Raw genomic sequence first — 21,776 nt, forward strand, 5'->3', positions numbered from 1 at the left:
AAGTTACGCTTGACGAGAAAGTCTCGTCAATTCAGCTTGTAAACCCTCGATTCGTAAGGACGCCATTCTTTCGGATCCGCATCGCTTTGGTTATAATTCCCGATGATAAGCGTCGCTTCGCGGTTTTCGAGATTACCCGGCCATTCGAATACGCTCGGCTCTGTCGAGAAGTTCAGCACGATCAGCCAGGTTTCATCGCCCAATGTACGCGTATACGCATAGATCGTTTCATGATCCGGCAGCAGCAGTTCGTAATCGCCGTAAGTCAAGACGGGATGCTTTTTCCGCAGCGCGATCAGCTCTTTATAGTAACGGAACACCGACTCGGGATCTCCCAGCTGCCGCGCGGCATTGATCGTTTTGTAATTCGGGTTCACTCCGATCCACGGCGTGCCTGTCGTAAATCCCGCATGCTCGCTATCGTCCCACTGTACCGGAGTCCGGGCATTGTCGCGTCCTCTCGTCTGGATCGCCGCCATCACCGTACCGGGATCGGCTCCGCCGTGCGTGACCCGCTCGTTGTACATATTGAGGCTCTCGATGTCTTTGTATTCGTCGATCATCGGGAACTTCACGTTAGTCATGCCCAGCTCTTCGCCCTGATACACGTACGGCGTGCCTTTAAGCGTATGCAGCAGCGTCGCGAGCAGTTTGGACGACTGAACGCGGTATTCGCCGTCGTTGCCGAATCTCGACACCATGCGCGGCTGATCGTGGTTGTTGAGGTACAAGCTGTTCCAACCTTTTTCCGCCAAGCCGATCTGCCATTTGTGCATGACGGCTTTGAGCTGGGGCAGCTTCCACGGCACGATATCCCATTTCCCGCCCGGCCCGCCGTCCAGACGCATATGCTCGAATTGGAAAATCATCTGAAGTTCCTTGCGTTCTTCGGCCGTGTACTTTTTCGCTTCTTCCACCGTAACGCCCGGCATCTCGCCGACCGTGATGATGTCGTACTTCGATAGCACTTCGGCATTCATTTCCTGTAAAAACTCGTGGATGCGCGGTCCGTCGACGTAATACATGCTTCCGTCCGCGATCGGAGCCGTTCCGTTCGAAGGCAGTCCGTCCACTTTGGAGATCAGGTTGATCACGTCCATGCGGAATCCGTCCACGCCCTTGTCGAGCCAGAACTTCATCATCTTGTAGACCGCCTGGCGCACCTTTTCGTTTTCCCAATTCAGATCCGGCTGCTTTTTCGAAAAAAGATGCAGATAGTATTGGCCGCGTTCTTCGCTGTATTCCCAGACCGGACCGCTGAAGAACGATTCCCAATTGTTCGGCAGGCCGCCGTCCGGAGCCGCGTCGCGCCAGACGTAATAGTCGCCGTATTCGCCGTCCGGATTGTTTTTCGACTCGATAAACCAGGGATGCTCGTCCGAGGTATGGTTGACGACCAAATCCATCATCAGCTTGATTCCGCGTTCGTGCAGTCCTTCCAACAGCTCTTCCCAATCCGACATCGTCCCGAATTCGTCCATGATGTCCTCGTAGTCGCTGATATCGTAGCCGTTATCATCGTTGGGAGATTTGTACACGGGTGACAGCCAAATGACGTCCACGCCGAGTTCTTTCAAATAATCCAGCTTCAAAATAATGCCTCGCAGATCGCCCACTCCGTCTCCGTCGCTGTCCATGAAGCTGCGCGGATAGATCTGGTACACGACCGCTTCTTTCCAAAATTCCCGGTTCCCGTTAGCTTCCGTTCCTGTTCCCATATTCATTCCTCCCTGCTAGTGGTGGTTGTACGACGGCTGCCACATCGGCGAGCAAGCCCTTTCTTCCCCCATTTACCCAGAAAGCGACAGGTTGAGCAATCGAGCCCTGAAATTCGATTTTGGATGGTTCGAAAAAAGTAAAGTTTATTTTACGTAAAGCCCCCTTTACAAATTAGGAATTGTGAAGTATACTTTACGTAAAGTCAGCTTTACAAAAAAGGAGGTGCGACGTGCAAACGCGAATCCGCGAGAAACGTACCGAGAGCGACATGACGCAGGAAGAATTGTCGGAACGACTGAATGTCTCCAGACAAACCATCATTTCATTGGAAAAAGGCAAGTATAAGCCGTCGTTGATTTTGGCCCATAAGCTTTCGCAAATCTTTAACTGCTCGATCGAAGAACTATTCATTTTCGAAGGAGATGAGAATATTGAATGAACTGATGACGCAAATGGCGGTACCCATGAATCTCGGAGGAATGATCGGACTATTCGGAGGATTGTTGTTAGGGCTGCTGGGTTGGGGCTTCGGTCGCTACATGCAGCGTAAAAACCGCGGTCTGGATGAGCGTGCGGAAACGATTACGGCGCGCGCCAAAGCATTTTCTTGGAACCTGCTTATTCCGGCAATTATGTTGAGCTGGGTGCTTGTCACGCTGTTCGAAGGAATCGGATTGTCGTTCTTCGTCATGATGGCCCTGTTCGTGATCAGTCAGATTGCTTACGTTTCCGCGGCTGTTTACCAAAACGGACGCAATTAATCGATGACCCGAAGCCCCCATGTTCCGCAGGCGAACATATTCAAGCGCCGTTTCTTCCGGATCGAGCAATCCGATCCGGAAGAAACGGCGCTTTTTATATTTATCTGCATAAGCGTGAATTTCAGGAACAAAACGGCAATTCCAAAAGAAAGCGTTATCGTGATACAATGAAGCGTTGAAATTATTCTGCACGGAATCGAGGTCGAGCCTTTTTGAATATGGATCCAACCGTTCGAAACATCGGCGTTTTTGCTCATATCGATGCCGGAAAAACCACGACAACCGAATACATGCTATACCGCAGCGGAAGTATCCGATCTCTCGGAAGCGTCGATGAAGGCACTACATCCACCGATTCGTTGGACGTGGAACGCGAACGGGGTATTTCGGTGAAAGCCGCTTCCGCTTCGTTGAATTGGAAAGGTCATAAAATGAATCTGGTCGATACGCCGGGGCACGCCGACTTTCTGGCCGAGGTCGAACGTTCGCTCGGCGTGATGGACGGAGCGGTATTGATCGTCTCCGCCGCCGAAGGCGTTCAGGCGCAGACCGAAGTGCTGTGGCAGGCGCTGAAATTGATGCGCATTCCGACCGTAATCTATATCAACAAACTCGACCGGATCGGGGCCTCGTTCGAACGTGCGCTGAATGATATTCGTCGTCTGTTATCGCCTTCCGCACTGCCCGTGCAGATGCCGCTGCATACAGAGGGCGAGTCCTTTTACGCGATTCGGGAGTTGTGGAAAACGAATGCCGGATCGGACGGTCGCCCGGAAAGGGAACCGTACGACGCTTTTGAAAATAAAGAAAAAGAACAGTTTCGCGGCGCGGCGACCGAAATCATCGCCGAGTTCGACGACGAGCTGATGCTTCGTTATATCGAAGGCGATATTCCGAACGAAGACGAGCTGACGCTGCTGCTCGCCAAGCATTCCGCTGCCGCTCGAATCTTCCCGGTCTGCTGCGGCTGCTCGCAAAAAGGAATCGGCATCACGGAGCTGCTGGACGCGATGCTGGCCTTTTTGCCTGCACCGCCGCCTAAAACGGAGCTGGCAGGCATCGTGTTCAAAATCGAACGCGAACGTTCCATGGGCCGCGCGGCTTGGGTGCGTCTGTACGGAGGCAAGCTGCGCAACCGCGACATCGTCCGGCTGAACGGTCATGAAGAAGAGCATAAAGTCACGCAAATCCGAGTGCTGGACGGACTCAAACGCATCGATGCGGGCGAGATCGGGGCAGGCGATATCGCGGCCGTCTACGGCCTGCCGGATGCCGCGATCGGAGATATCATCGGCGATCCCGTGCTTGTGCCGAAGACGCCGGAAATGGCTGTTCCGCTGCTGACCGCACGCGTGCTTCCGGATAGCGAGGCCGATTATGTACGCACGGCCGAAGCGCTTCGGGAACTGACCGACGAAGATCCCCTGCTCGATCTCGCCTGGCTGCCGGAACTGCGCGAACTGCATGTCCGCATGATGGGCGCGATCCAGCTCGAAGTTTTATCCAGCATGCTGAAATCCCGCTTTGACCTGAACGTCGGCTTCGGCCCTCCCGCCGTCATTTACAAAGAAACGCCGGCGAAAGTCTGCGAAGGTCGAGTGGCTTACCTCGCACCCAAGCCCTGCTGGGCGATTCTGCATTTCACGATCGAACCCGGCGAACGCGGCAGCGGCTTGGTCTACCGCTCGCAAGCGCGCGCCGACGATATCCTGCCTGCTTATCAAAACGAAGTGGAGCGCCGCGTGCCCGAAGCTCTAAAGCAAGGGCTGCACGGTTGGGAAGTCACCGACCTCGTCGTCACCCTGACCTACGGCCAACACCATGTCTGGCACACCCATCCGCTCGACTTCGTGATCGCCACGCCGATGGGCATCATGAACGGCTTGGCTTCCGGCGGCACCAAACTGCTCGAGCCGATCCTGCGCTTTCGAATTTCCGTTCCCGAAGAACACGCGGGCCGCGTACTCAGCGATCTTTCCCGCATGAGAGCCGAATTTGCTTCGCCTTCCGCGGAAGGCGAACGCTTTATCGTCGAGGGCACCGTCCCCGCTTCGACTTCTATGGACTACTCGGCTACGTTGCGCTCGTTCAGCGCCGGAAAAGGCGTAATGACCGCCTCCTTCAACGGCTATCGGGAAGCGCCTGAAGATACGGAAGCGTCAAGAACCCGGAACGGCATCAACCCGCTTGATGAGGCGAAGTACATTTTGAGCGCGCGAAGCGCACTGTGAGATAATGATCATGCGTCGTGCAAAGCACACGCCATCCCTTGACCTGGCGAACTTCGATTCGCCGGGAAGAGCGGGCGCTGCGGGAGAAATTCGTTCCGGTCGCGTGTTGAACTTGGGAAGTCGGATTGAATTTTTTAAGGTGACTTCCCAAGTTCAAAGGCGAACACTTCGTTCCTTCACTGAATTTCTCCCTCCGCTTGGCGCTTCACTCTGCACATTTTTTTATAATAAAATAATAAAGAAGAAGCGTTTCCCTATGCATAGGGAAACGCTTCTTCTTTTATGTTTTCTCTTCCCTAGTTATTGAGGGAAGAGAATGTAACTTGCACGCGCCTAGCCCAGCGGAGGAGTTGCAGGAGCCGAAGAAACGAAGTGGTCGCCTTTGAAATTGGATTCCCTCAACGCTTTTATCCAATCAGAGGGAATCCAATTGAAGCAGCGATCGCAGGCCCTGCAACTCCGCAGCGCCTACCAACCTCCGCAGCGCCGTCCCGCAGCACAAAAGCTAAAACCTACTCCTTGCTGCTGCCCGCTCTTTCGGTATCCCTCAAGAACGGCCACCAGTTGGCTTTGCCGAAAGTCTTTACCATAACCGGAACGAAGAACGGAAGCATGAACAGCGCATAAATCACCAGTCCCGCCAATACGACCGTCGCGATTTGCATCATCGACAAGACGCCGGAAGGGATCATCGAAGCGAACGTTCCGCTTAAGATCAGGACGGCCGACAGGATGACGGTGCCCATGCTGCGCATCGCTTGCACGATCGCTTCTCTCGGATCGAGATCGCGGTTTTCGTTGAAGCGATCCATCAGGAAGATGCTGTAATCGACGCCGAGCGCGATCAGCATGACGAAGCCGAAGAACGGCGTCGTCCAGGTGATTCCGGAGTATCCGAGCAGATGCACGAAGATCGCTTCCGTTACCCCGATCGCGGCGTAGTACGTCACGAACAGGGACAGCATCAGATACAGCGGCATGATGATGGAACGAAGCAGCAGGATCAAGATGATCAGAATGCCGCCCATCATCAGATAAACGGTTCGGTTGTAGTCCGCGTTGGATACCGTCTGAAGATCCGCGAAGGTGCTGGTCACGCCGCTGATCGCGACATCGGCCTGCTCCAGCGCGGTGCCCTTCGTACCGCGATCCACGGCTGCGCGGATATCATCCATATTCGCCAACGCTTCGGCGCTGTACGGGTTATCCGACAGCACCACGTCGAGCGTCATGATTTTGCGGTCTTTGGACATGTAGGTATCGAATACTTGTTGGAAGTCTTCGTTCTCGAGCGCTTCCTGCGGCATGAACCAACCGCCGAGTTCCGAGTCCGAGTTTTCCTGAAGCTGAGTCAAATAATCCTGGGCCGATCCCAGACCGTCCCCGACCTGCTTCAGGCCGTCCACGCTCTGGTCGAGTCCGTCCGTCAACTGCGTCAACTGGCCGGACAGGTCCCGGAAGCCTTGACCGATCTGTTCTTGACCGCCTTGAAGCTGATCCAGTCCGTCCGTCAGCGCAGGAACCTGATCGACGATTTGGCCTTGGCCGTCCGCCGCCTGGTTCAAGCCGCTTTGCAGTTGGTCGATGCCCGCGATCAATTGATCGAAGCCGCCGGTCAACTGATTTTGACCGTCGATCGCTTGGGCATAGCCTTGGTTGGCTTGACCGATTCCCGCCGCGACTTGCGAAACCTGTCCTTGAATTTGGCCGAACGCTTCAGCCAACGCGGCCGTGCCTTGGCCGGTCTGCGTTACCGTTCCGCGAATGGTCAGGTAATCTTGGTCCTGAAGCAGCGCCGGGAATTTTTGCTCCAGGCTGCCGAAGCTGCCTTGAACGCTTGCGAGCGCGCCGGAAACGGTATTCAACTGCTCTCCGATCTGAGATAACCCGCCGTCAAGCGCGGTCAAGCCCGTGCCCACCTGTTGATACCCTGCCAACAGCTGCGCATGCGCATCGGCAAGCTGCTGCGCGCTGGCTTTCATTTGAGCCAGGCCGGCTTGCAGGTCGCCCGCACCGGTCGCGCCGGAACGAATGCCGTCCTCGATCTGCGTCAGGCCGTCGCCGAGCTGCGTCACGCCGGTTTTCAGGTCTTCCGTTCCGCTGACGAGTTGATCCGCGCCGGAAGCCGCTTCTTCGATCTGCGGCGCGTTATCGCTCATCTGCTTGCTGGCATCCGCAAGACCGTCTTGAATTTTGACGAGACCGTCGTTGGCTTCGCCAAGTCCTTCTTTCAATGTGCCCGCCTGATCGGCCACGCTGAAGTCTTCCAGCGCTTCGCCTGTCGGACGGCTGGCGCCGCGCACGCTGTCTACGCCGTCTACTTTCAGAATCTCGCGGCTGATGCGTTCGGCAATCGCTACGTACTCCGCGTTATCCATGGCCTGATCGTTTTTGATCACGATCTTGGCCGGCATCGCTTGTCCTGCACCGAAGCTGTCTGCAATGATGTTAAAGCCCTGAACGGATTCGTAATTGCCCGGAACCTCTTCAAGACTGTTGAACGATAGCTTGCCGCTCGAAGTCAGCAGGAACGGCAGCGATACCGCCAGTACGATCAGCATGGCAGCCCATGGGCGCTTGATCGAAAACTTGCCGGCCCAGCCCCAGAGGCGATTCTCGCTGTGTCCCATCGCTTTGCGCGAAGGCCAGAACATTTTTTGACCCAGCACCGCCATAAAGAACGGCACGATCGTCACCATCGCCAGCAGCATGATCGCGATGCCGACCGCTACGGCTACCGCCGAGCGATACAGCATGAACTGCGACAATCCGATCGCGGCAAAGCCGACCAGTACGGCAATCCCGGATACGATAACCGTGCGTCCCGCCGTGCGGTAGGTTTCGACGATCGCGTCCCATTTGTTATCGGTATGGCCCATTTCTTCCTTGAACCGGCTGATCAGCAAAATGCAATAGTCCGTCCCGATCCCGAACATGACCGCAACCATGAAGATCTGCGTAAAGTTCGATAAAGGGAAGTCGAATCGGTCAACCAGGAACGATACGATGCTCTGCGAGACGATATAACTGAGTCCCACCGTAAGCAGCGGCACGAAAGGCGCGACCACCGAGCGGAACACCAATACCAGAATCAACAGAATGAAAACGACCGTGATATATTCCGACTTCTTCAGCCCTTCTTCCGAGCTGCGAACCGTGTCTTCGTTAATCAAGGACTGGCCGGTCAGATAATGCCCGACTTCGTACGGAGCAAGCGTCGCGTCCAGGCCGCTTTGAACCTCTGCCGCCTCGCCTTCCGCGACTTCGGCGGTAAGCGACACGAGAATCGTTTGCCCGTTTTCCGAAATCATCTGATCTTCCAGCTCAGGTTGATCGAACGGACTCAGGATCGCCGTGACATGAAGATTCTCTTTATCTTTTTCGATCGCGTCTACGGCCTGCTTCGCCTGTTCTTTCTCCTCGGCGGTCAAACCGTCGGGATTATGGAACACGAGCGCGATGGTCGTCCCTTCCGCTCCGCCTTCCTGGGCAGCCAGTTCCGACAAAATCGCCGAAGCTTCGGTGGACGTATATCCTTCCGGAACCGCAATCCCTCCTTTTTCCCGGACCAGATCCGACATGGACGGCGCAGTCAAAAACAGTCCGACCGCCGCAACCAGCCAGATGACCAACACGATCCATCTGGCTTTCAGTATAGTTCTCATTCTTTCTCTCTGCCTCCATCTTCGATGACCAGTTCGGCCAGCTTTTCGAATGCCGCCATGACCATCGAAATTTCTTTTTCTTCAAAATGACTCAGGTAACCGCCGACCGATTCCGAGATTCGCCGTTCCACCTGCTCGGCGATTTGTTGGCCGCGCTCGGTGAGCGACAGGTAGACGGTACGGCGATCTTCTTCGCTGCGCGTGCGCTCGATCAGTCCGCGATCGACCAATCGCGTAACGATCGCCGTAATCGAGCTTTTGACGACCTTGAACGTATCGGCAAGTTCGGACGATGTGCGCGGTCCGAACTGCATAATATGCTGAAGCAGATAATATTGATCGTTCGTCAAATCTACGGGCATCTGTCTGCGCACGACCGAACCCATCTCCCGTTCGATCGCCATCCACGAACCGAGGAACCGATTGATCAGCTTTTTCGTATCCTCGTGCGGAAGCTCTTCGCTTTTGCGAGTTCGTTCGTCCATTGCATTCCCTCCTTTTTCGAATTGATTCTCCAATCGAATTGTTCGACTATGAAACTATTCAATAGTGAAACTATAAAACTTTCGGATATGGCTGTCAACCGCACTTTCCCGTCTTTTGTTCATTGAACGATCTGATAAAAAAACAAAAAAGCCCTCCCCGAATCGGGAAAGGACTTTTAAAAAAACTTATTAAGGCGTACACCCCTCAATGCCTTGACCAAGTTAAATGCAAGGTTGGCCAAGCTGATAGATTACGCGAAAAACGAGTTTGCGCTTTATATTCGCTAGATCCGTTTGACCAGACGCGCAATGGAACGATCCGCTTCCCGCAGCACGATATCGCGGTCAAGCGTGCGCATCGAACGGTTTTCCATCACGATCTTGCCGTCGATCACTACCGTATGGACGTTGCCGCGCGTAGCCGAATATACGACGCGCGAGTAAACGTCGACTTCATGCGAAGGGAAGGTATGGAAATCATACAGATCCAATAGCACCAAATCCGCCTTTTTCCCCACTTCCAAACTGCCGATCTCTTTCTCCATGCCCAGCACTTCCGCACCGCCCATCGTCGCCATCCGCAGCACGGTTCGGGCATCCATGGCGGTCGGTCCGTGGATCGGTTTTTGGATCAAGGCTGCCAATCGCATCTCCTGGAACATATCGAGATTATTGTTGCACGGCGCGCCGTCCGCTCCCAACCCTACCGGAACATGCCGACTCAGCATGTCCGGAACTTCAGCGATGCCGGAGGCGAGCTTCAAGTTGGAGCCGGGGCAATGCGTCATCTTGACGCCGCGCTCGCGAATGATTTCTTTTTCCTGCTCGTCCAGCCAGACGCAATGCGCCAGAATCAAATTCGGCTTGGCCAACCCCAGATGATCGAGGTAGACGATATTTCGCATTCCCCGTTCATTTTCCACCACTTCGATCTCGCCGCGGTTTTCGGAAGCATGCGTATGTACCCGAACCCGATAACGCTCGGACAAATCACGAACGCCGATCAACAACTCTTCCGTGCAGGACACGACGAACCTCGGGCAAAAAGCGTATTGAAGGCGATCTCGGTCGTAGCCGTTCCATTTCTCCAACAGTCGAACGCTCTCCTCCAGAGAGTCTGCCGTATCTTCCTGAAGCGCCTTCGGAACCTCGCTGCCGTGATCCATCATTACCTTGCCGGATACGGCGCGAATGCCGGTCTCCGCCATGGCGCGAAACGCGGAATCCGTATGATGCACGGTCTCCATGTCGAGCAGTGTGGTGGTTCCGCTGGAGATCAATTCGCCAATGCCCAGCATCGCCGAATAGTAGACCGACTCCTCGTCATGCGCCGCTTCAAGCGGCCATATCCGCTGTTGGAGCCAGTCGAGCAGTTCCAGGTCGTCGGCCCTGCCGCGGAACAACGTTTGGCATAAATGGACATGGGTCTGGATGAAGCCCGGTAACAGCACCTTCCCGCGCGCATCGATCACCCGGTCCGCCTGCACCTCGGACAAGTCCGTTCCGATTCGGACGATTACATTGTTTTCAATCAGCAAATCCCCTGTCAACACGTCCTGAGCTTCGTTCATCGTTACCAGTTGAGCCCCTTGAATCAGCAGCGTTCCCATACGGCAGACCCTCCCGGCATTTTCGATTTTGTTCTAACGCGTCCGATTTATTCTTCTTCGTCGGCTTCGTAAACGCATCGGAAACGTTCCAGCCCGGACGGACTTTCGCCGAGTCCCGTAACGGAAAATCCGACGCTGCGGTAAAAGTCGACCGCTTCCTCGTCCGTTTCGGCGATCACGCGTTCGGGACGTTCTTGAACCATCAGATCAAGCAGCATTCCCCGTCCGTAACCGAGTCCCCGGCTGCCCGGATCGACCGCGATATGCGTGATGGTGATTTCTTTGTCGCCGCTGGGTTTGAAGCCTACGACGCCAAGCATTTCCCCTTGTTCGATATAAGCAAGAAGCTCCGCTTCCGCGTTTTGTTCGTAAAAAGCAACCGCCCGTTCTACCTGTTCGGGATCGGGGAAAACGGCCAATTCGAGCAAAGCCGCGACTCTGGGATCGCGCACCTGTTCCGTAATGGATTGCAGCATAAAAACCCTCCTAAAAAGTATGATCAATCGTTGCGGCGGACCCGCTTTCCGCCATTTAAGACGAAACAACCGGTCCGCCCGCTATCAGGCAAACCGGTGCAATTCGGCGCAAGCCGCTTCATAAGCTCCGTTCAGTCCCGGCAGCATGTCCTTCGCCTGCTCCGCCCGACCTGCCTTCAGCCTCTGTTCGATCTGCTCCAGCAGTTCCGAAAAATAATGGACGCCCAGGCTCAGGCTGCCCGACTTCAGGCTATGCGCGGTTCTCATCGCTTGTTCGAGATTGCCCGCCAACACCGCCGCTTCCAACTGCAGCAGCTTCGCCGGCGTTTCTTCTTCGTATACCTCCAGCAGCGAACGGAAAATTTCGGGATCGTTTCCCTCATCCAGTTCGATCAACTCGCGAACCACGTCGGGATTGAGCGCTTGCCGCGAGTTTTTCGGCATCCATTTTTGAAGCACGGCTTTCAACGTCTCCACATTGATCGGTTTGGACAAGAAATCGTTCATGCCTGCCGCAAAACAAGCTTCCCGTTCGCTTTCGGTCGACTCGCCCGTCAGCGCGACGATCGGCACGGCTCTGCGCATCTCGTCGCGTTCGAACTCGCGGATCGCGCGCGCCGCCTCCGTCCCGTCCATCACGGGCATTTGCTTGTCCATGAGAACCAACCCGTAAGAACCGCTGCGGAAAGCAGCGACCGCCGCTTCTCCGTTTTCCGCGACATCCACCGATTCCAAGCCCAGCTTTTTAAGCTGCATGCGGATCACGCGGCCGTTGACGGCATTGTCTTCCGCGACCAATATGTTCATGTTCGCCGCGATCGGCACTTGATCGGATACGGCATACAGAACGGTTCCCGATTCTTTCGGTTCGTCCGTCTCGGGAAGATTAAGCTCGAACCAAAAAGTCGAACCCGCATCTTCCCGGCTGAACACCCCGATTTCGCCTTTCATCGACTTGACCAGCGATTTGCAGATCATCAGGCCGAGCCCGGTTCCTTCTTTGGCTTTGCCCGCTTGAGTCTGCGCATACGGCTTGAACAGCGTATCGATATTCGCCTGCGAAATGCCGATGCCGCTATCGCGTATTTCGAAACGGACCTTGCCGCGGTATCCCGGTAGCGGGTACACCGCGACTTGAATGGTTCCGCTTTCCGTGAACGTGTTCGCGTTATTGATCAGATTGATCAAAATTTGGCGAATACGCGTAGGATCGCCGCTTAGCATCCCGGCGATCGACGGCTCGAATTCGGCTTTGATCGTATTTCGTTTGGACTCGGCTTTCGGCTGCAGCAGCTGCACGACATGCTCGACCACCAGGCGAAGATCGAACGGCTTCTCTTCGATCGTCAACGCGCCAGCGTCGCTTTTGGACAAATCGAGCAGATCGTTGACCATGCCGAGCAGCTCGGAAGCGGATTCTTCGATCAAGTCCGTCCATCCGCGCTGCTCGGCGGCAAGCGGACTTTCGCGCAGCAGCTCGGTCATGCCGAGTATTCCGTTCATCGGCGTACGGAATTCATGGCTGATCATCGCCAAAAACCGGCTTTTCGAATCGTTGGCCCGCTGCGCTTCGCGAACGGCTTTTTCCAATTCGCCGTTGCTTTTGGCCAACTGGCGCTGAAGGGTCACCAATTCGTTATTCATGGACGAAAATTCGTTCAGAATTTTCTCTTCTTTCATTTGACCGCGCACGATCCGGTCGTTGAGTTTTTCGATGATCGCGTGCAAACGTTGAATTTCGTTCTTGTCCTCAACTTCCAAGCTCATGCCCTCCTTCCGAGGCGGCCTCCTGCCGGTTCGCTTCGCGCTCCGCGCCTCGAGCGCGAGCGGCCAGCAGACGGTCGGCTTCCGCAAGCGCCCTTTCCGCGTCGGGAGCGTAACCGTCCGCGCCGATTCTTTTCCATAACGAAGGATCGACGTTGAACGGAAGGCCGCCGACCAGAATCATCGCTTTGGCCGATCGTTCGTCGGCGCGCAAAGCGCCGATCAATTTTTTCATAATATGCACGTGGAAAGTCATGGTCGCCGATAGCGCCACGATATCGGCGCCGCGATGCAGCACTTCGTCGAGAAGTTGGTCTTCATCGGTATTGGCGCCGAGATAATGCGTATCCCAGCCTTCCATTTCGAAAACGTCCGTCAGCATGCGAAGTCCGATTTCGTGCAATTCCCCGCCGACGCAAGCCGAGACGAACACGCCCCCGCGAGACGGACGTTCTTCGCCGATCCAACGCTGATAAAGCCGCGACATGGCGCTTTGCGTGATCGCGGTGCAGTAATGCTCGTCCGCCACGCTGATCTGCTGCGTTTGCCAAAGCAGTCCGACTTCGTATTGCGAAACTTGAAAAACGTATTGATAAATGTCCCGGACGCTCTCGCCGCGTTCGATCAACCGATCGATCAATGCATACGCTTCGAGCCGATCGCTCCGCAGCAGCGCGTCGAGATACGTTCGGGCTTCGCGTCCGAGACGATGTTTCTCGACAATGAACGAAGGCGTCTCGGCAGGCTCCGACGTGCGCAAAATGCCCATCTCCAGAATCCTGACCGTTCGATCCGTCCATTCGTCGCGGCGAGCCTCGCGGACGCAGCGAAGCACGAGTTCAAGCTTGAGCCGGATATCCGCATCGGTAAGACCGTAACCGGATAACAGCTGCTTCAGCCATCCGATGTAATGAACGAACAACGACGGGCTGTCCATTCGGACGCTTTCCGCCAAATAATGCAGCGTATATACGGTGTCCCGCCGCGATTTCTCGAAACCGGGCTTTCCGTAGCGCTCGAAAAGATCCGGCTGAATATCGTAATGTTCCTTCGTGACCCGCGCCGCCAGCCCATCCATATCCGCCAACAACAATTGTTCTTCGCGAATCGTCATGCCGACCACCCGCTTCGCGAAAGCGAAAATCGCGGCCGGCCTATCCTGATCAAGGTACTCATGAACGCACCCCTCCCCGGTTTTTTTTCGCCGATGACCCCTTACCGCCTTGGGTTCATCTTCCCACACCGGACAAGTATACGCAACTTGACATTTGAAAAATCAGCGTTCGGACGGGCCGTGCAGCGCTTCCCATTCTTCGCGCAGCACGCCCATTCGGATCGAATCGTACAGCTCTCCGCGCACGATTCGGCATCGGCGCATCCGGCCTTCGATCCGCATCCCGATGCGGGCGGCGGCCCGCATCATCCGCTCGTTTCCCGACCAGGTCGTGATGCCGACTCTCGGCACGTCCAGACGCGCGAACAGGTAACCGACGTACAAACGCAGCGCTTCCGTTCCGCAGCCTCGGCTCCATGTACCCGAGCGGTACAGCACGATGCCGGATTCCAGCCAGTTGGACGGTTTATGTTCCCAATACGAAGTTACCACGCCAAGCATAACGCCTTCCTTCGTTTCGATCAAAAGGCGAGGTTCCCAATGGAGTTTCGCTTCTTTCATTTTCTCGTATCCTTGCGCGAACTCTTCGAACGTCTCCTGCTTTTCCTCGTCTTTGTAATACGGAGCGTCCCAATCGGTCCATGCCCGATCTTTGCTCCCGTACTCCAGATCGTAAAGCTCGCGGCAATCGTCCGGCGTCACGCTTCGCAGCGTGACGCGCTCTCCTTCCAGAATCGTCGCCGCTGCCGAATGATCGGCCGAAAGGTCCGCAAAAAAGGACCCGCTGTTTTTTTTCTCCATTATATAAGTTCCCCGTTCCTGTTCAAATGGGTTCGGCTATGCGCCGTTTGCCTATTCGGTCGGAATCCGAACGGAACCTTCGGCTTATTTCGTGATCGTATCGATGCTTCCGTTCTCGCGGCCTACGATGACCGTGTGCGCCATATCGACGAACAACCCGTTTTCCACGACGCCGGGAATGGCATTCAAGCTCGCATGCAGCGCAGCAGGGTCGGTAATCGATACATCATGGCAATCCGCTATGTAGTTCCCGTTATCGGTCACGTACAAATCGCCGTTATCCAGTCGCAGCTTAGGATTAAGATGGAGCGCTTTCAGGTTATCCAAAGTCCACTCATGCGCAAAAGGTACGATTTCTACCGGCAGCGGGAAGGCTCCCAACGTCTCCACCAATTTGTCTTCGCCCACGATGACGAACATTTTATCGCTGCGCGCCGCCACGATCTTCTCGCGCAGCAAAGCGCCTCCGCCGCCCTTGATCAGTTGCAGATCCCCGTCCACTTCGTCCGCGCCGTCGATCGTGATGTCGATTCTTCCCACTTCCGCAAAAGGCACGATCGGGATCCCCAAGCCCAGCGCCTGCTCTTCCGAACGCTTCGAGGTGGCTACCGCACGAATCGTTAATCCTTCCCGCACCCGCTGTCCCAACTTTTCGATCGCAAAATAAGCCGTCGACCCCGTTCCGAGTCCGACCGTCATTCCTTCTTCTATCGACTCTACAGCCCGTTCGGCGGCCAGCTTCTTCGTATTCATTCCGATCACTCCGTTCCATTCGACAATTTTCAAAAAAAGCCTTGCTCATTCATTTTAGGCAAATGTTTTTCTTAAAACAATCTTTTTTATTATGATCCAAATGCTTGTCGACTCCGTTATACAGATAGTTGCAATTTTTGTCGAAAATAATCGTTTATTGAAATAAATTTTCTCTTTTTGACAAAATTCCTCTTCAAACAAATCATTAGTCACCCGATAATAATTTTAACGAATAAAGTCGAATAATGTCATAAAAAGGTAGGGGATTCTAGATGTTTCGACAAATTAAAGGCAAAAAACTTATTTTTTCCACTATTTCCGCCATTTTCTTACTATCTGCCTTCGCTGCGTTTCAACTGTCCAACCGCGTCACAAATGTCGAAGAGGTTGTTGCTCCAAAGCCGGTTTTCGACATTTTCGTCAAATACTCCGATCGAGACGGCCAACGCCTTGCGTTGAACGTCACGCATGATTTGAAATATCACATCTACTGGAATACCAACATGATGTCCCTGCGCACGAACGAAGCCGGTCTCGCCAAGCTTCGTTCCAGCGATTCGATCCAATCGATCGAGCTGAGCCAAAACTACAAAGGCATCGCTCAAAGCCTTGCCTCCTTATCGGACGACGCCGCTCCTGCTTCTTCGGCCGCATCTTCCGCTTCCAAGATCAAACAAGGCGCATGGGGCTATGACGCAATTGATGCTTCCAAAGCGCAAACTGCCGGCTATACGGGCAAAGGAGTACGGATTGCGATTCTAGATACCGGCATCTCCGATAAGTCCGGATTGAAAATCAGCGGCGGAACCTCGACCGTAGAAGGCGTAACTTCCTACAACGACGATAATGGGCACGGTACTGTGGTTGCCGGCATCATCGGAGCCAAAAGCAAAGCTTACAAAGGAATTGCGCCGGACGCTTCGATCTACGCCGTCAAAGTGATGGACAAAGACGGTAACGGATCCACCCAGTCACTTGCTCAAGGACTTGACTGGGCCATTCGTCAACGTATGGATGTCATCAATCTCTCGCTCTCGTTCCCGCAACAATCGGATGCCGTTCAAGACCTGCTCAAAAAAGCCGCGGACCAAGGCATTACAGTGATCGTTGCCGCAGGCAATGCAGGTACTTCAGAAGGTACGGGCGACACTCTGGCTTTTCCGGCTAAGTCTCCGGAAACCATCACGGTTGCGGCTGTTGACTCCGGCCTGAAACGCGCCGTCTTTTCCGGCACGGGTTCTTCCGTCGAGCTTTCTGCTCCCGGCGTCGACATCGTCAGCACAAGCCTATCCGGCAAGTACAAAATCAGCGACGGAACTTCGATGGCCGCACCTTTTGTCAGCGGCATGGTGGCCGTCATGAAGCAGGCTTATCCGAATCTGAGCGCGGAACAAATCCGCACCGCTTTGCAAAACAGCGCGGTAGACTTGGGCGCAAGCGGCCGCGATAACTTGTACGGCTACGGAATGATTTCGTTTGATCGCCTGATTGGCAAAAATTCGGTTCTCGCAGACCGTCCGGAGTCTTCAACGCCCGCTGTACGCGATGCGTCTACTGAAACAATCGCAGCTTCCGACAACTCCATAACTCCGAAAAGCCAAACCAACATGCAAAATTCCCTATCTGCCGAAAACGGCACCTTCCGCTAAAAGATCGATGCGCAGCTTACCCCTACCGAGCGCGCACCGGCCCTTTTGTTCCGATAGAACAGCAGCCGATATACAGGAAAAAGGACTTCATTCCCTGATTCATGGAGAATGAAGTCCTTTTTATTGCAAAATTGATCACGTCCAGCCCGAACGTTCTCTGAGCATCGAGATTTGCGCGGTATGATGCCGGCCGTGCCATACATAATGCGAAGTCTGCGTATCGAGGCGGATCCGCTCCCCGGATTCCGGGTGATAAAACATTCTTTCCCACTGCTCGGCCGTCAACGATTCCAAAAGAAACGTCCAACGCGCGTGCAGGCCGCGGAGGATCAGCAATGAAGCACCGACGGACATTCCCGAAGCATCCGGCTGCTTGGCCCAATCCCCTTCGGCATAAGGCTTGATCGTAGGTTCTTCTTCGGTTAGTGCCAGCTTAAGACGGATATACGCATTCATATGGCTGTCCGCCAAATGATGCACCACCTGTCTTACCGTCCATCCGCCGTCGCGATAAGGCGTATCGAGCTGCTCTTCGTTCAACCCTTCGATCGCTTCTTCCAACCGGTCCGGAAGGCGGCGAATATGCTCGATCCATTCTTCGCGCTGCTGCGGATTCGATTCCGCCGCGTCCGCGGGACGGCCGATCGGATAACGCAGGCGTTCCCGTTCGTTTTCGTCATGAGTAGATTCAGTCATTCTTGTATCCCCCTTTAAATGTCGGCAAAAGCGGTTGCTTGTATTCGATTTTATGCGCATGCCGTACCGAGCGCAACTTTTTCGAATTTTTCGGCAGGTTTTGAAGTTCTTACAAGAACCAGCGCATCGCTTTGTTATACAAGGGGTTGACGATATAGCCGTCCGGATCGATTGCGTAACGTCGGTTGCGATCCAGCGCATATAAGGTCCGCATATCCTTTTCCTCCAGGGTAAAACGGAAAATATCGAAATTCTCGCGAATCCGGCGGGGGTTCGCTGATTTGGGAATGCTGATGATTCCTCGCTGCAAATGCCAACGGAGTATGATTTGCGCAACCGTTTTTCCGTGACGTGCCGCGATGGTTAGAAGTTGAGGATGCCGCAGCAGCTCCGGATTGCCTTGTCCCAGCGGCGCCCAAGCTTGGTGCAGAATGCCGTGAGCGTCCATGAACGCATGGAGTTCTTTTTGCGCATATTCGGGATGCGTTTCGATCTGGTTCAGCATAGGCGGGATTCGGGCACCGTCCATCAAGCGCTCAAGCCGGGCTTTGCCGAAATTGGCCGTGCCGATGACCCGAACTTTGCCTTCTTCGTAAAGCTCTTCCAACGCGCGCCATGTGTCCATGTATCCGGGAGCGGCAAAGTGGATCAGATACATATCGAGATAATCGATTCCGAGCTGCTTTAAAGTACGTTCAAATGCTTTTTTCGCCGATGAATAGCCCAGGTCCGTATTCCAGATTTTCGAAGTCAAAAAAAACTCGCTGCGATCGATCCCGCTGCGGCGAACGGCTTCGCCCAGATGATGTTCGTTTTTATAGATCCGGGCCGTATCGAAATGCCGATATCCGGTTCGGATCGCTTCGTCCACCGCTTGCTCGAGATGCTCTTTCCGATTCAGTTTGTAGACGCCGAAACCTAACAACGGAATTTCAACGCCGTTGCGTGCTTGTACCGAAGGCGAATTCATAAGCGAAGCTCCATTCTAATTAAAATAGATATTTATTTTATATAGTTATGACCAAAAAGAAAACCGCCCGGCTCTCCGGAAATTCATCCCAGAAGCTCGTTCAGTTTTACCTTTTCCAACGAATCGCGCATCGCGGTCTCCGCTTGCCGCAAACTTTCGGTCAGTTTGAACTTGACCGTATCGGTCGCTTCGCCCTGCAAAGCCACGTCGGTATGGACTTTGAATAACGCCTTGCCGGACTCGACGGCGTCGAACACTTCCAGCAAAGTGATTTGCTCCGGCGGCTTTGCAGGTAAAATGCCGCCTTTCGCGCCTTCTTTCGTGCGGATCAGACCGGCATCGGTCAGACTTCGCAGCACTTTAACCGTAGTCGGCACGGGAATACTAAGCTGCTCGGAAATCAACCGCGTCGATAAATAATCGGAACAGCCGTCCGCGATAAGCCCGTGCGCATAAATCAAAATCGCCGTCGCTTGCGACAATGCTGTCGAGTACGCCATTTGCTTCATCCTCGCCTTCTATTCTCATTATACTATATATTAATTATATTCAGTTTTCAACCGAACAATACCCGATCCGGCAAAAAGCCGGACCGGGCGCAGGAATTTCGTTAAATCATTTTCTTCGGATCGACGTAACGGTCGAACTCTTCTTCGGTGAGCAATCCTGTAGCCAGGGCCGCTTCTTTCAGCGAAGTGCCTTCCGCGTGCGCTTTTTTGGCGATCTTGGCCGCGTTCTCGTAACCGATATGCGGATTCAACGAAGTGACGAGCATCAGCGAGTTGTTCAGGTTATGCTCGATCTTGTCCAGGTTCGCTTCGATGCCGATCGCGCATTTGTCGTTGAACGCGATAATCGAATCGGCCAACAGGTTGACGGATTGCAGGAAGTTATAAATGAGGACGGGCTTGAATACGTTCAGCTCGAAGTTGCCTTGACTTGCCGCAAAGCCGATCGTCGTATCGTTTCCGAATACTTGGGCCACGACCATCGTTATCGCTTCCGGCTGGGTCGGATTGACCTTGCCCGGCATGATCGAGCTGCCCGGTTCGTTTTCCGGAATCCTGATCTCGCCCAGACCGCTGCGCGGACCGCTTGCGAGCCAGCGCACGTCGTTGGCGATCTTCATCAGATCCGCCGCCAGACCTTTGATCGCTCCGTGCGTGTAGACCGTCTCGTCGTGGCTGGTCAGCGCATGGAATTTATTTTTGGCCGACGTGAATTTGGCTTGGGTGAATTGGGAAATATAAGCAGCGGCGCGATCGCCGAATTCCGGATGCGCGTTGATGCCCGTGCCGACCGCCGTGCCGCCGATCGCCAATTCCTTCATATGCTGCACGCTTTCCTTGATCATGCTGCCGCTTTTCTCCAGCATCGCGGACCAACCGCTGATTTCTTGGCCCAACGTCAGCGGCGTCGCGTCCATCAAGTGCGTACGGCCGATTTTGATGACGTCTTTGAACGCTTCGACTTTTTCGTCGAGGGTTGCTTTCAACACCGCGATGGCCGGCAGCAGCTTGTCCTCGACCGCGATCACGCCGGCTACATGCAGCGCGGTCGGGAACGTATCGTTCGAGCTTTGCGACATGTTGACGTCGTCGTTCGGATGCAGGCGCTCGTCCGTGCCGCCTTTGCCTTCGAGCATTTGGTTGCCGCGATACGCGATGACCTCGTTGACGTTCATGTTGGACTGCGTGCCGCTGCCTGTCTGCCAAACCACCAGCGGGAAATGTTCGTCGAGCAATCCTTCGAGAATCTCGTCTGCCGCGCGCGCGATCGCGCCTGCTTTATGTTCCGACAGTTTGCCGAGATCGCGGTTGGCGAGCGCCGCCGATTTTTTCAAAATCGCGAAAGCGCGAATCACTTCGGAAGGCATCTTCTCCTGGCCGATCGGAAAGTTCTCTTTGCTGCGCTGCGTTTGGGCACCCCACATTTTGTCCGTAGGTACCTTCATTTCTCCAAGCGTGTCTTTTTCGATCCGATAATCCAAAATCCGTCTCCTCCTTCGTCGCTATCCCAAAATATTTGCGTTGTCTGGATGATGATCCTTGTAACATTTGATACAGACAAAGCATTCTTCTCACTCTGATTGTAATTGTAGCGTTTTCAACAGTCAAAAAGAAAGCTTTCCGGCCAACATTTTTATCATGAAAAATGAAGGGTTGCCGGAAATGCGACCGAAACGTTATAATCGGCTGCATCATCCGATTGAAAAGGAGCACCGCCAATGATGCCATTTGAGCAAATAACGAATCGTTTGGAGCGGGCGCGCCTGTTGGAGCAATTGACGATCGAGGCTTGGCCCCCGCAGATTTTGGAACCGCTGGGCAGTTGGAAGCTGCGCGCGGCAAGCGGAGTAAGCCGCCGCGCGAACAGCGTGTGGGCAGTCGGTCCGTTCCCCGAGATTGAAAAAGATTGGTTGGCACAAGCCGAAGCTTTTGCTGCGCGTCACGGAATCGATCCCTGCTTCTACGTTAGCGAGACATCGCCGACGGGACTGGACGAACAACTCTCACTTGCCGGGTATACGCTAAGCGAGCGTTGTTATTTGATGGCCGGTTCGGCGGAGCTTGCGTTGGAGCGGATTGCCGCACGCCCGGCTGCTGCGCAATCCGGCGAAATCGCAGTTGACCTGCCGAGATCGAATCAGACGCCGGAGAATAAAGACTGGTTGCGACAATTCATTACTTTGAAAAACGTTCCTGCCGAACGCGGCGCGATTTATGCTTCGATCTTCGATGGCATCCAAGCCGACAAGTGCTTTGCCAGCCTGCGAATAAACGGAGAAGTCGCGGCGTTGGGGACGGTCGTGTCGCAAGGCAGCTTCGGTTACATCAGCAACCTGACGGTCGCCCCGGGTTACCGACGCCGCGGACTTGCTGCGCGCATGACGGCGGAATTGGCGCGTTGGGCAGTCGAACGCGGAGCTGCCGAGCTGTATTTGCAGGTGCTGCAAGACAATGCTGCGGCTGTTGCATTGTATCAAGCGCTAGGATTCGAAGTTGTCGCGCGGCATCATTATCGGGTACTTCGAGTTTGAAGGCGCATTGATCATCAGAAGCGAAAAAAAAGACGAAGCATC

At 54.5% G+C, this 21,776-nt stretch carries 18 protein-coding genes; 5 read left to right on the top strand and 13 right to left on the bottom strand.

Annotated features, from left to right (window positions below; translation table 11 throughout):
- Nucleotides 1-26: 26 nt before the first annotated feature.
- On the bottom strand, nt 27-1,718 hold the full coding sequence (locus HRQ63_RS06665; protein WP_172241008.1) for a glycoside hydrolase family 13 protein: 1,692 nt from the start codon (nt 1,716-1,718) through the stop codon (nt 27-29).
- Nucleotides 1,719-1,948: 230 nt separating this feature from the next.
- Here HRQ63_RS06665 and HRQ63_RS06670 point away from each other — a divergent pair, with 230 nt between their 5' ends.
- From HRQ63_RS06670 to HRQ63_RS06680, 3 genes are all read left to right on the top strand, one after another.
- On the top strand, nt 1,949-2,158 hold the full coding sequence (locus HRQ63_RS06670; RefSeq protein WP_037282494.1) for a helix-turn-helix transcriptional regulator: 210 nt from the start codon (nt 1,949-1,951) through the stop codon (nt 2,156-2,158).
- The gene (locus HRQ63_RS06675; protein WP_172241011.1) at nt 2,151-2,480 is read left to right on the top strand and encodes a hypothetical protein; all 330 of its coding nucleotides are present in this window, start codon (nt 2,151-2,153) and stop codon (nt 2,478-2,480) included. The genes HRQ63_RS06670 and HRQ63_RS06675 overlap by 8 nt, the downstream gene beginning before the upstream one ends.
- A 218-nt stretch (nt 2,481-2,698) precedes the next feature.
- A complete protein-coding gene (locus HRQ63_RS06680; protein WP_172243331.1) occupies nt 2,699-4,711 on the top strand; it encodes a GTP-binding protein in 2,013 nt (670 codons plus the stop codon).
- Nucleotides 4,712-5,223: 512 nt separating this feature from the next.
- Here HRQ63_RS06680 and HRQ63_RS06685 read toward each other — a convergent pair.
- From HRQ63_RS06685 to rpiA, 8 genes are all read right to left on the bottom strand, one after another.
- Nucleotides 5,224-8,376, bottom strand: a complete 3,153-nt coding sequence (locus HRQ63_RS06685; protein WP_172241014.1) for an MMPL family transporter — start codon at nt 8,374-8,376, stop codon at nt 5,224-5,226.
- Nucleotides 8,373-8,861 (bottom strand): MarR family winged helix-turn-helix transcriptional regulator, encoded by a 489-nt coding sequence (locus HRQ63_RS06690; RefSeq protein ID WP_172241017.1) that lies wholly within the window; start codon nt 8,859-8,861, stop codon nt 8,373-8,375. The genes HRQ63_RS06685 and HRQ63_RS06690 overlap by 4 nt, the downstream gene beginning before the upstream one ends.
- A 284-nt stretch (nt 8,862-9,145) precedes the next feature.
- Nucleotides 9,146-10,471, bottom strand: a complete 1,326-nt coding sequence (locus tag HRQ63_RS06695; protein WP_172241020.1) for a 5'-deoxyadenosine deaminase — start codon at nt 10,469-10,471, stop codon at nt 9,146-9,148.
- A 47-nt stretch (nt 10,472-10,518) separates the two neighbouring features.
- Nucleotides 10,519-10,947 (bottom strand): GNAT family N-acetyltransferase, encoded by a 429-nt coding sequence (locus HRQ63_RS06700; protein ID WP_172241023.1) that lies wholly within the window; start codon nt 10,945-10,947, stop codon nt 10,519-10,521.
- Between the two features lie 84 nt (nt 10,948-11,031).
- Nucleotides 11,032-12,708: an ATP-binding protein gene (locus HRQ63_RS06705; protein ID WP_172241026.1), complete on the bottom strand. Its 1,677-nt coding sequence runs from the start codon at nt 12,706-12,708 to the stop codon at nt 11,032-11,034.
- On the bottom strand, nt 12,698-13,825 hold the full coding sequence (locus HRQ63_RS06710) for a cobalamin B12-binding domain-containing protein (protein WP_172241029.1): 1,128 nt from the start codon (nt 13,823-13,825) through the stop codon (nt 12,698-12,700). Before HRQ63_RS06710 ends, HRQ63_RS06705 begins: the two co-directional genes overlap by 11 nt.
- 162 nt (nt 13,826-13,987) lie before the next feature.
- Complete coding sequence (locus HRQ63_RS06715) at nt 13,988-14,626, bottom strand: GNAT family N-acetyltransferase (protein WP_172241032.1); 639 nt, start codon at nt 14,624-14,626, stop codon at nt 13,988-13,990.
- A gap of 84 nt (nt 14,627-14,710) precedes the next feature.
- Complete coding sequence (gene rpiA / locus HRQ63_RS06720) at nt 14,711-15,379, bottom strand: ribose-5-phosphate isomerase RpiA (RefSeq protein ID WP_172241035.1); 669 nt, start codon at nt 15,377-15,379, stop codon at nt 14,711-14,713.
- Nucleotides 15,380-15,651: 272 nt separating this feature from the next.
- Between rpiA and HRQ63_RS06725 the strand changes: the two genes are divergently transcribed.
- On the top strand, nt 15,652-17,028 hold the full coding sequence (locus HRQ63_RS06725) for a S8 family peptidase (protein WP_172241038.1): 1,377 nt from the start codon (nt 15,652-15,654) through the stop codon (nt 17,026-17,028).
- 135 nt (nt 17,029-17,163) lie between these two features.
- Here HRQ63_RS06725 and HRQ63_RS06730 read toward each other — a convergent pair whose 3' ends face one another.
- The 4 genes from HRQ63_RS06730 to fumC all read right to left on the bottom strand — a co-directional run bounded on the left by HRQ63_RS06730 (nt 17,164) and on the right by fumC (nt 20,684).
- Nucleotides 17,164-17,724, bottom strand: a complete 561-nt coding sequence (locus HRQ63_RS06730; protein WP_172241041.1) for a YfiT family bacillithiol transferase — start codon at nt 17,722-17,724, stop codon at nt 17,164-17,166.
- 109 nt (nt 17,725-17,833) lie between these two features.
- Complete coding sequence (locus HRQ63_RS06735; RefSeq protein WP_172241044.1) at nt 17,834-18,694, bottom strand: aldo/keto reductase; 861 nt, start codon at nt 18,692-18,694, stop codon at nt 17,834-17,836.
- 83 nt (nt 18,695-18,777) lie between these two features.
- Complete coding sequence (locus HRQ63_RS06740; RefSeq protein ID WP_172241047.1) at nt 18,778-19,203, bottom strand: RrF2 family transcriptional regulator; 426 nt, start codon at nt 19,201-19,203, stop codon at nt 18,778-18,780.
- A gap of 101 nt (nt 19,204-19,304) precedes the next feature.
- Nucleotides 19,305-20,684 (bottom strand): class II fumarate hydratase, encoded by a 1,380-nt coding sequence (gene fumC, locus HRQ63_RS06745; RefSeq protein ID WP_172241050.1) that lies wholly within the window; start codon nt 20,682-20,684, stop codon nt 19,305-19,307.
- Between the two features lie 237 nt (nt 20,685-20,921).
- Here fumC and HRQ63_RS06750 point away from each other — a divergent pair, with 237 nt between their 5' ends.
- Nucleotides 20,922-21,734, top strand: a complete 813-nt coding sequence (locus tag HRQ63_RS06750) for a GNAT family N-acetyltransferase (RefSeq protein ID WP_172241052.1) — start codon at nt 20,922-20,924, stop codon at nt 21,732-21,734.
- Nucleotides 21,735-21,776: the final 42 nt, after the last annotated feature.

This window comes from Saccharibacillus endophyticus (genome assembly GCF_013185185.1).
GTDB lineage: Bacteria > Bacillota > Bacilli > Paenibacillales > Paenibacillaceae > Saccharibacillus > Saccharibacillus endophyticus.

What these genes read in the sequence shown, in the direction of transcription:
- HRQ63_RS06665 (WP_172241008.1), bottom strand. Translation starts at nt 1,718, where the DNA reads ATGGGAACAGGAACGGAAGCTAACGGGAACCGGGAATTTTGGAAAGAA.
- HRQ63_RS06680 (WP_172243331.1), top strand. Translation starts at nt 2,699, where the DNA reads ATGGATCCAACCGTTCGAAACATCGGCGTTTTTGCTCATATCGATGCC.
- HRQ63_RS06685 (WP_172241014.1), bottom strand. Translation starts at nt 8,376, where the DNA reads ATGAGAACTATACTGAAAGCCAGATGGATCGTGTTGGTCATCTGGCTG.
- HRQ63_RS06690 (WP_172241017.1), bottom strand. Translation starts at nt 8,861, where the DNA reads ATGGACGAACGAACTCGCAAAAGCGAAGAGCTTCCGCACGAGGATACG.
- HRQ63_RS06695 (WP_172241020.1), bottom strand. Translation starts at nt 10,471, where the DNA reads ATGGGAACGCTGCTGATTCAAGGGGCTCAACTGGTAACGATGAACGAA.
- HRQ63_RS06700 (WP_172241023.1), bottom strand. Translation starts at nt 10,947, where the DNA reads ATGCTGCAATCCATTACGGAACAGGTGCGCGATCCCAGAGTCGCGGCT.
- HRQ63_RS06710 (WP_172241029.1), bottom strand. Translation starts at nt 13,825, where the DNA reads ATGACGATTCGCGAAGAACAATTGTTGTTGGCGGATATGGATGGGCTG.
- HRQ63_RS06715 (WP_172241032.1), bottom strand. Translation starts at nt 14,626, where the DNA reads ATGGAGAAAAAAAACAGCGGGTCCTTTTTTGCGGACCTTTCGGCCGAT.
- rpiA (WP_172241035.1), bottom strand. Translation starts at nt 15,379, where the DNA reads ATGAATACGAAGAAGCTGGCCGCCGAACGGGCTGTAGAGTCGATAGAA.
- HRQ63_RS06725 (WP_172241038.1), top strand. Translation starts at nt 15,652, where the DNA reads ATGTTTCGACAAATTAAAGGCAAAAAACTTATTTTTTCCACTATTTCC.
- HRQ63_RS06730 (WP_172241041.1), bottom strand. Translation starts at nt 17,724, where the DNA reads ATGACTGAATCTACTCATGACGAAAACGAACGGGAACGCCTGCGTTAT.
- HRQ63_RS06735 (WP_172241044.1), bottom strand. Translation starts at nt 18,694, where the DNA reads ATGAATTCGCCTTCGGTACAAGCACGCAACGGCGTTGAAATTCCGTTG.
- HRQ63_RS06740 (WP_172241047.1), bottom strand. Translation starts at nt 19,203, where the DNA reads ATGAAGCAAATGGCGTACTCGACAGCATTGTCGCAAGCGACGGCGATT.
- HRQ63_RS06750 (WP_172241052.1), top strand. Translation starts at nt 20,922, where the DNA reads ATGATGCCATTTGAGCAAATAACGAATCGTTTGGAGCGGGCGCGCCTG.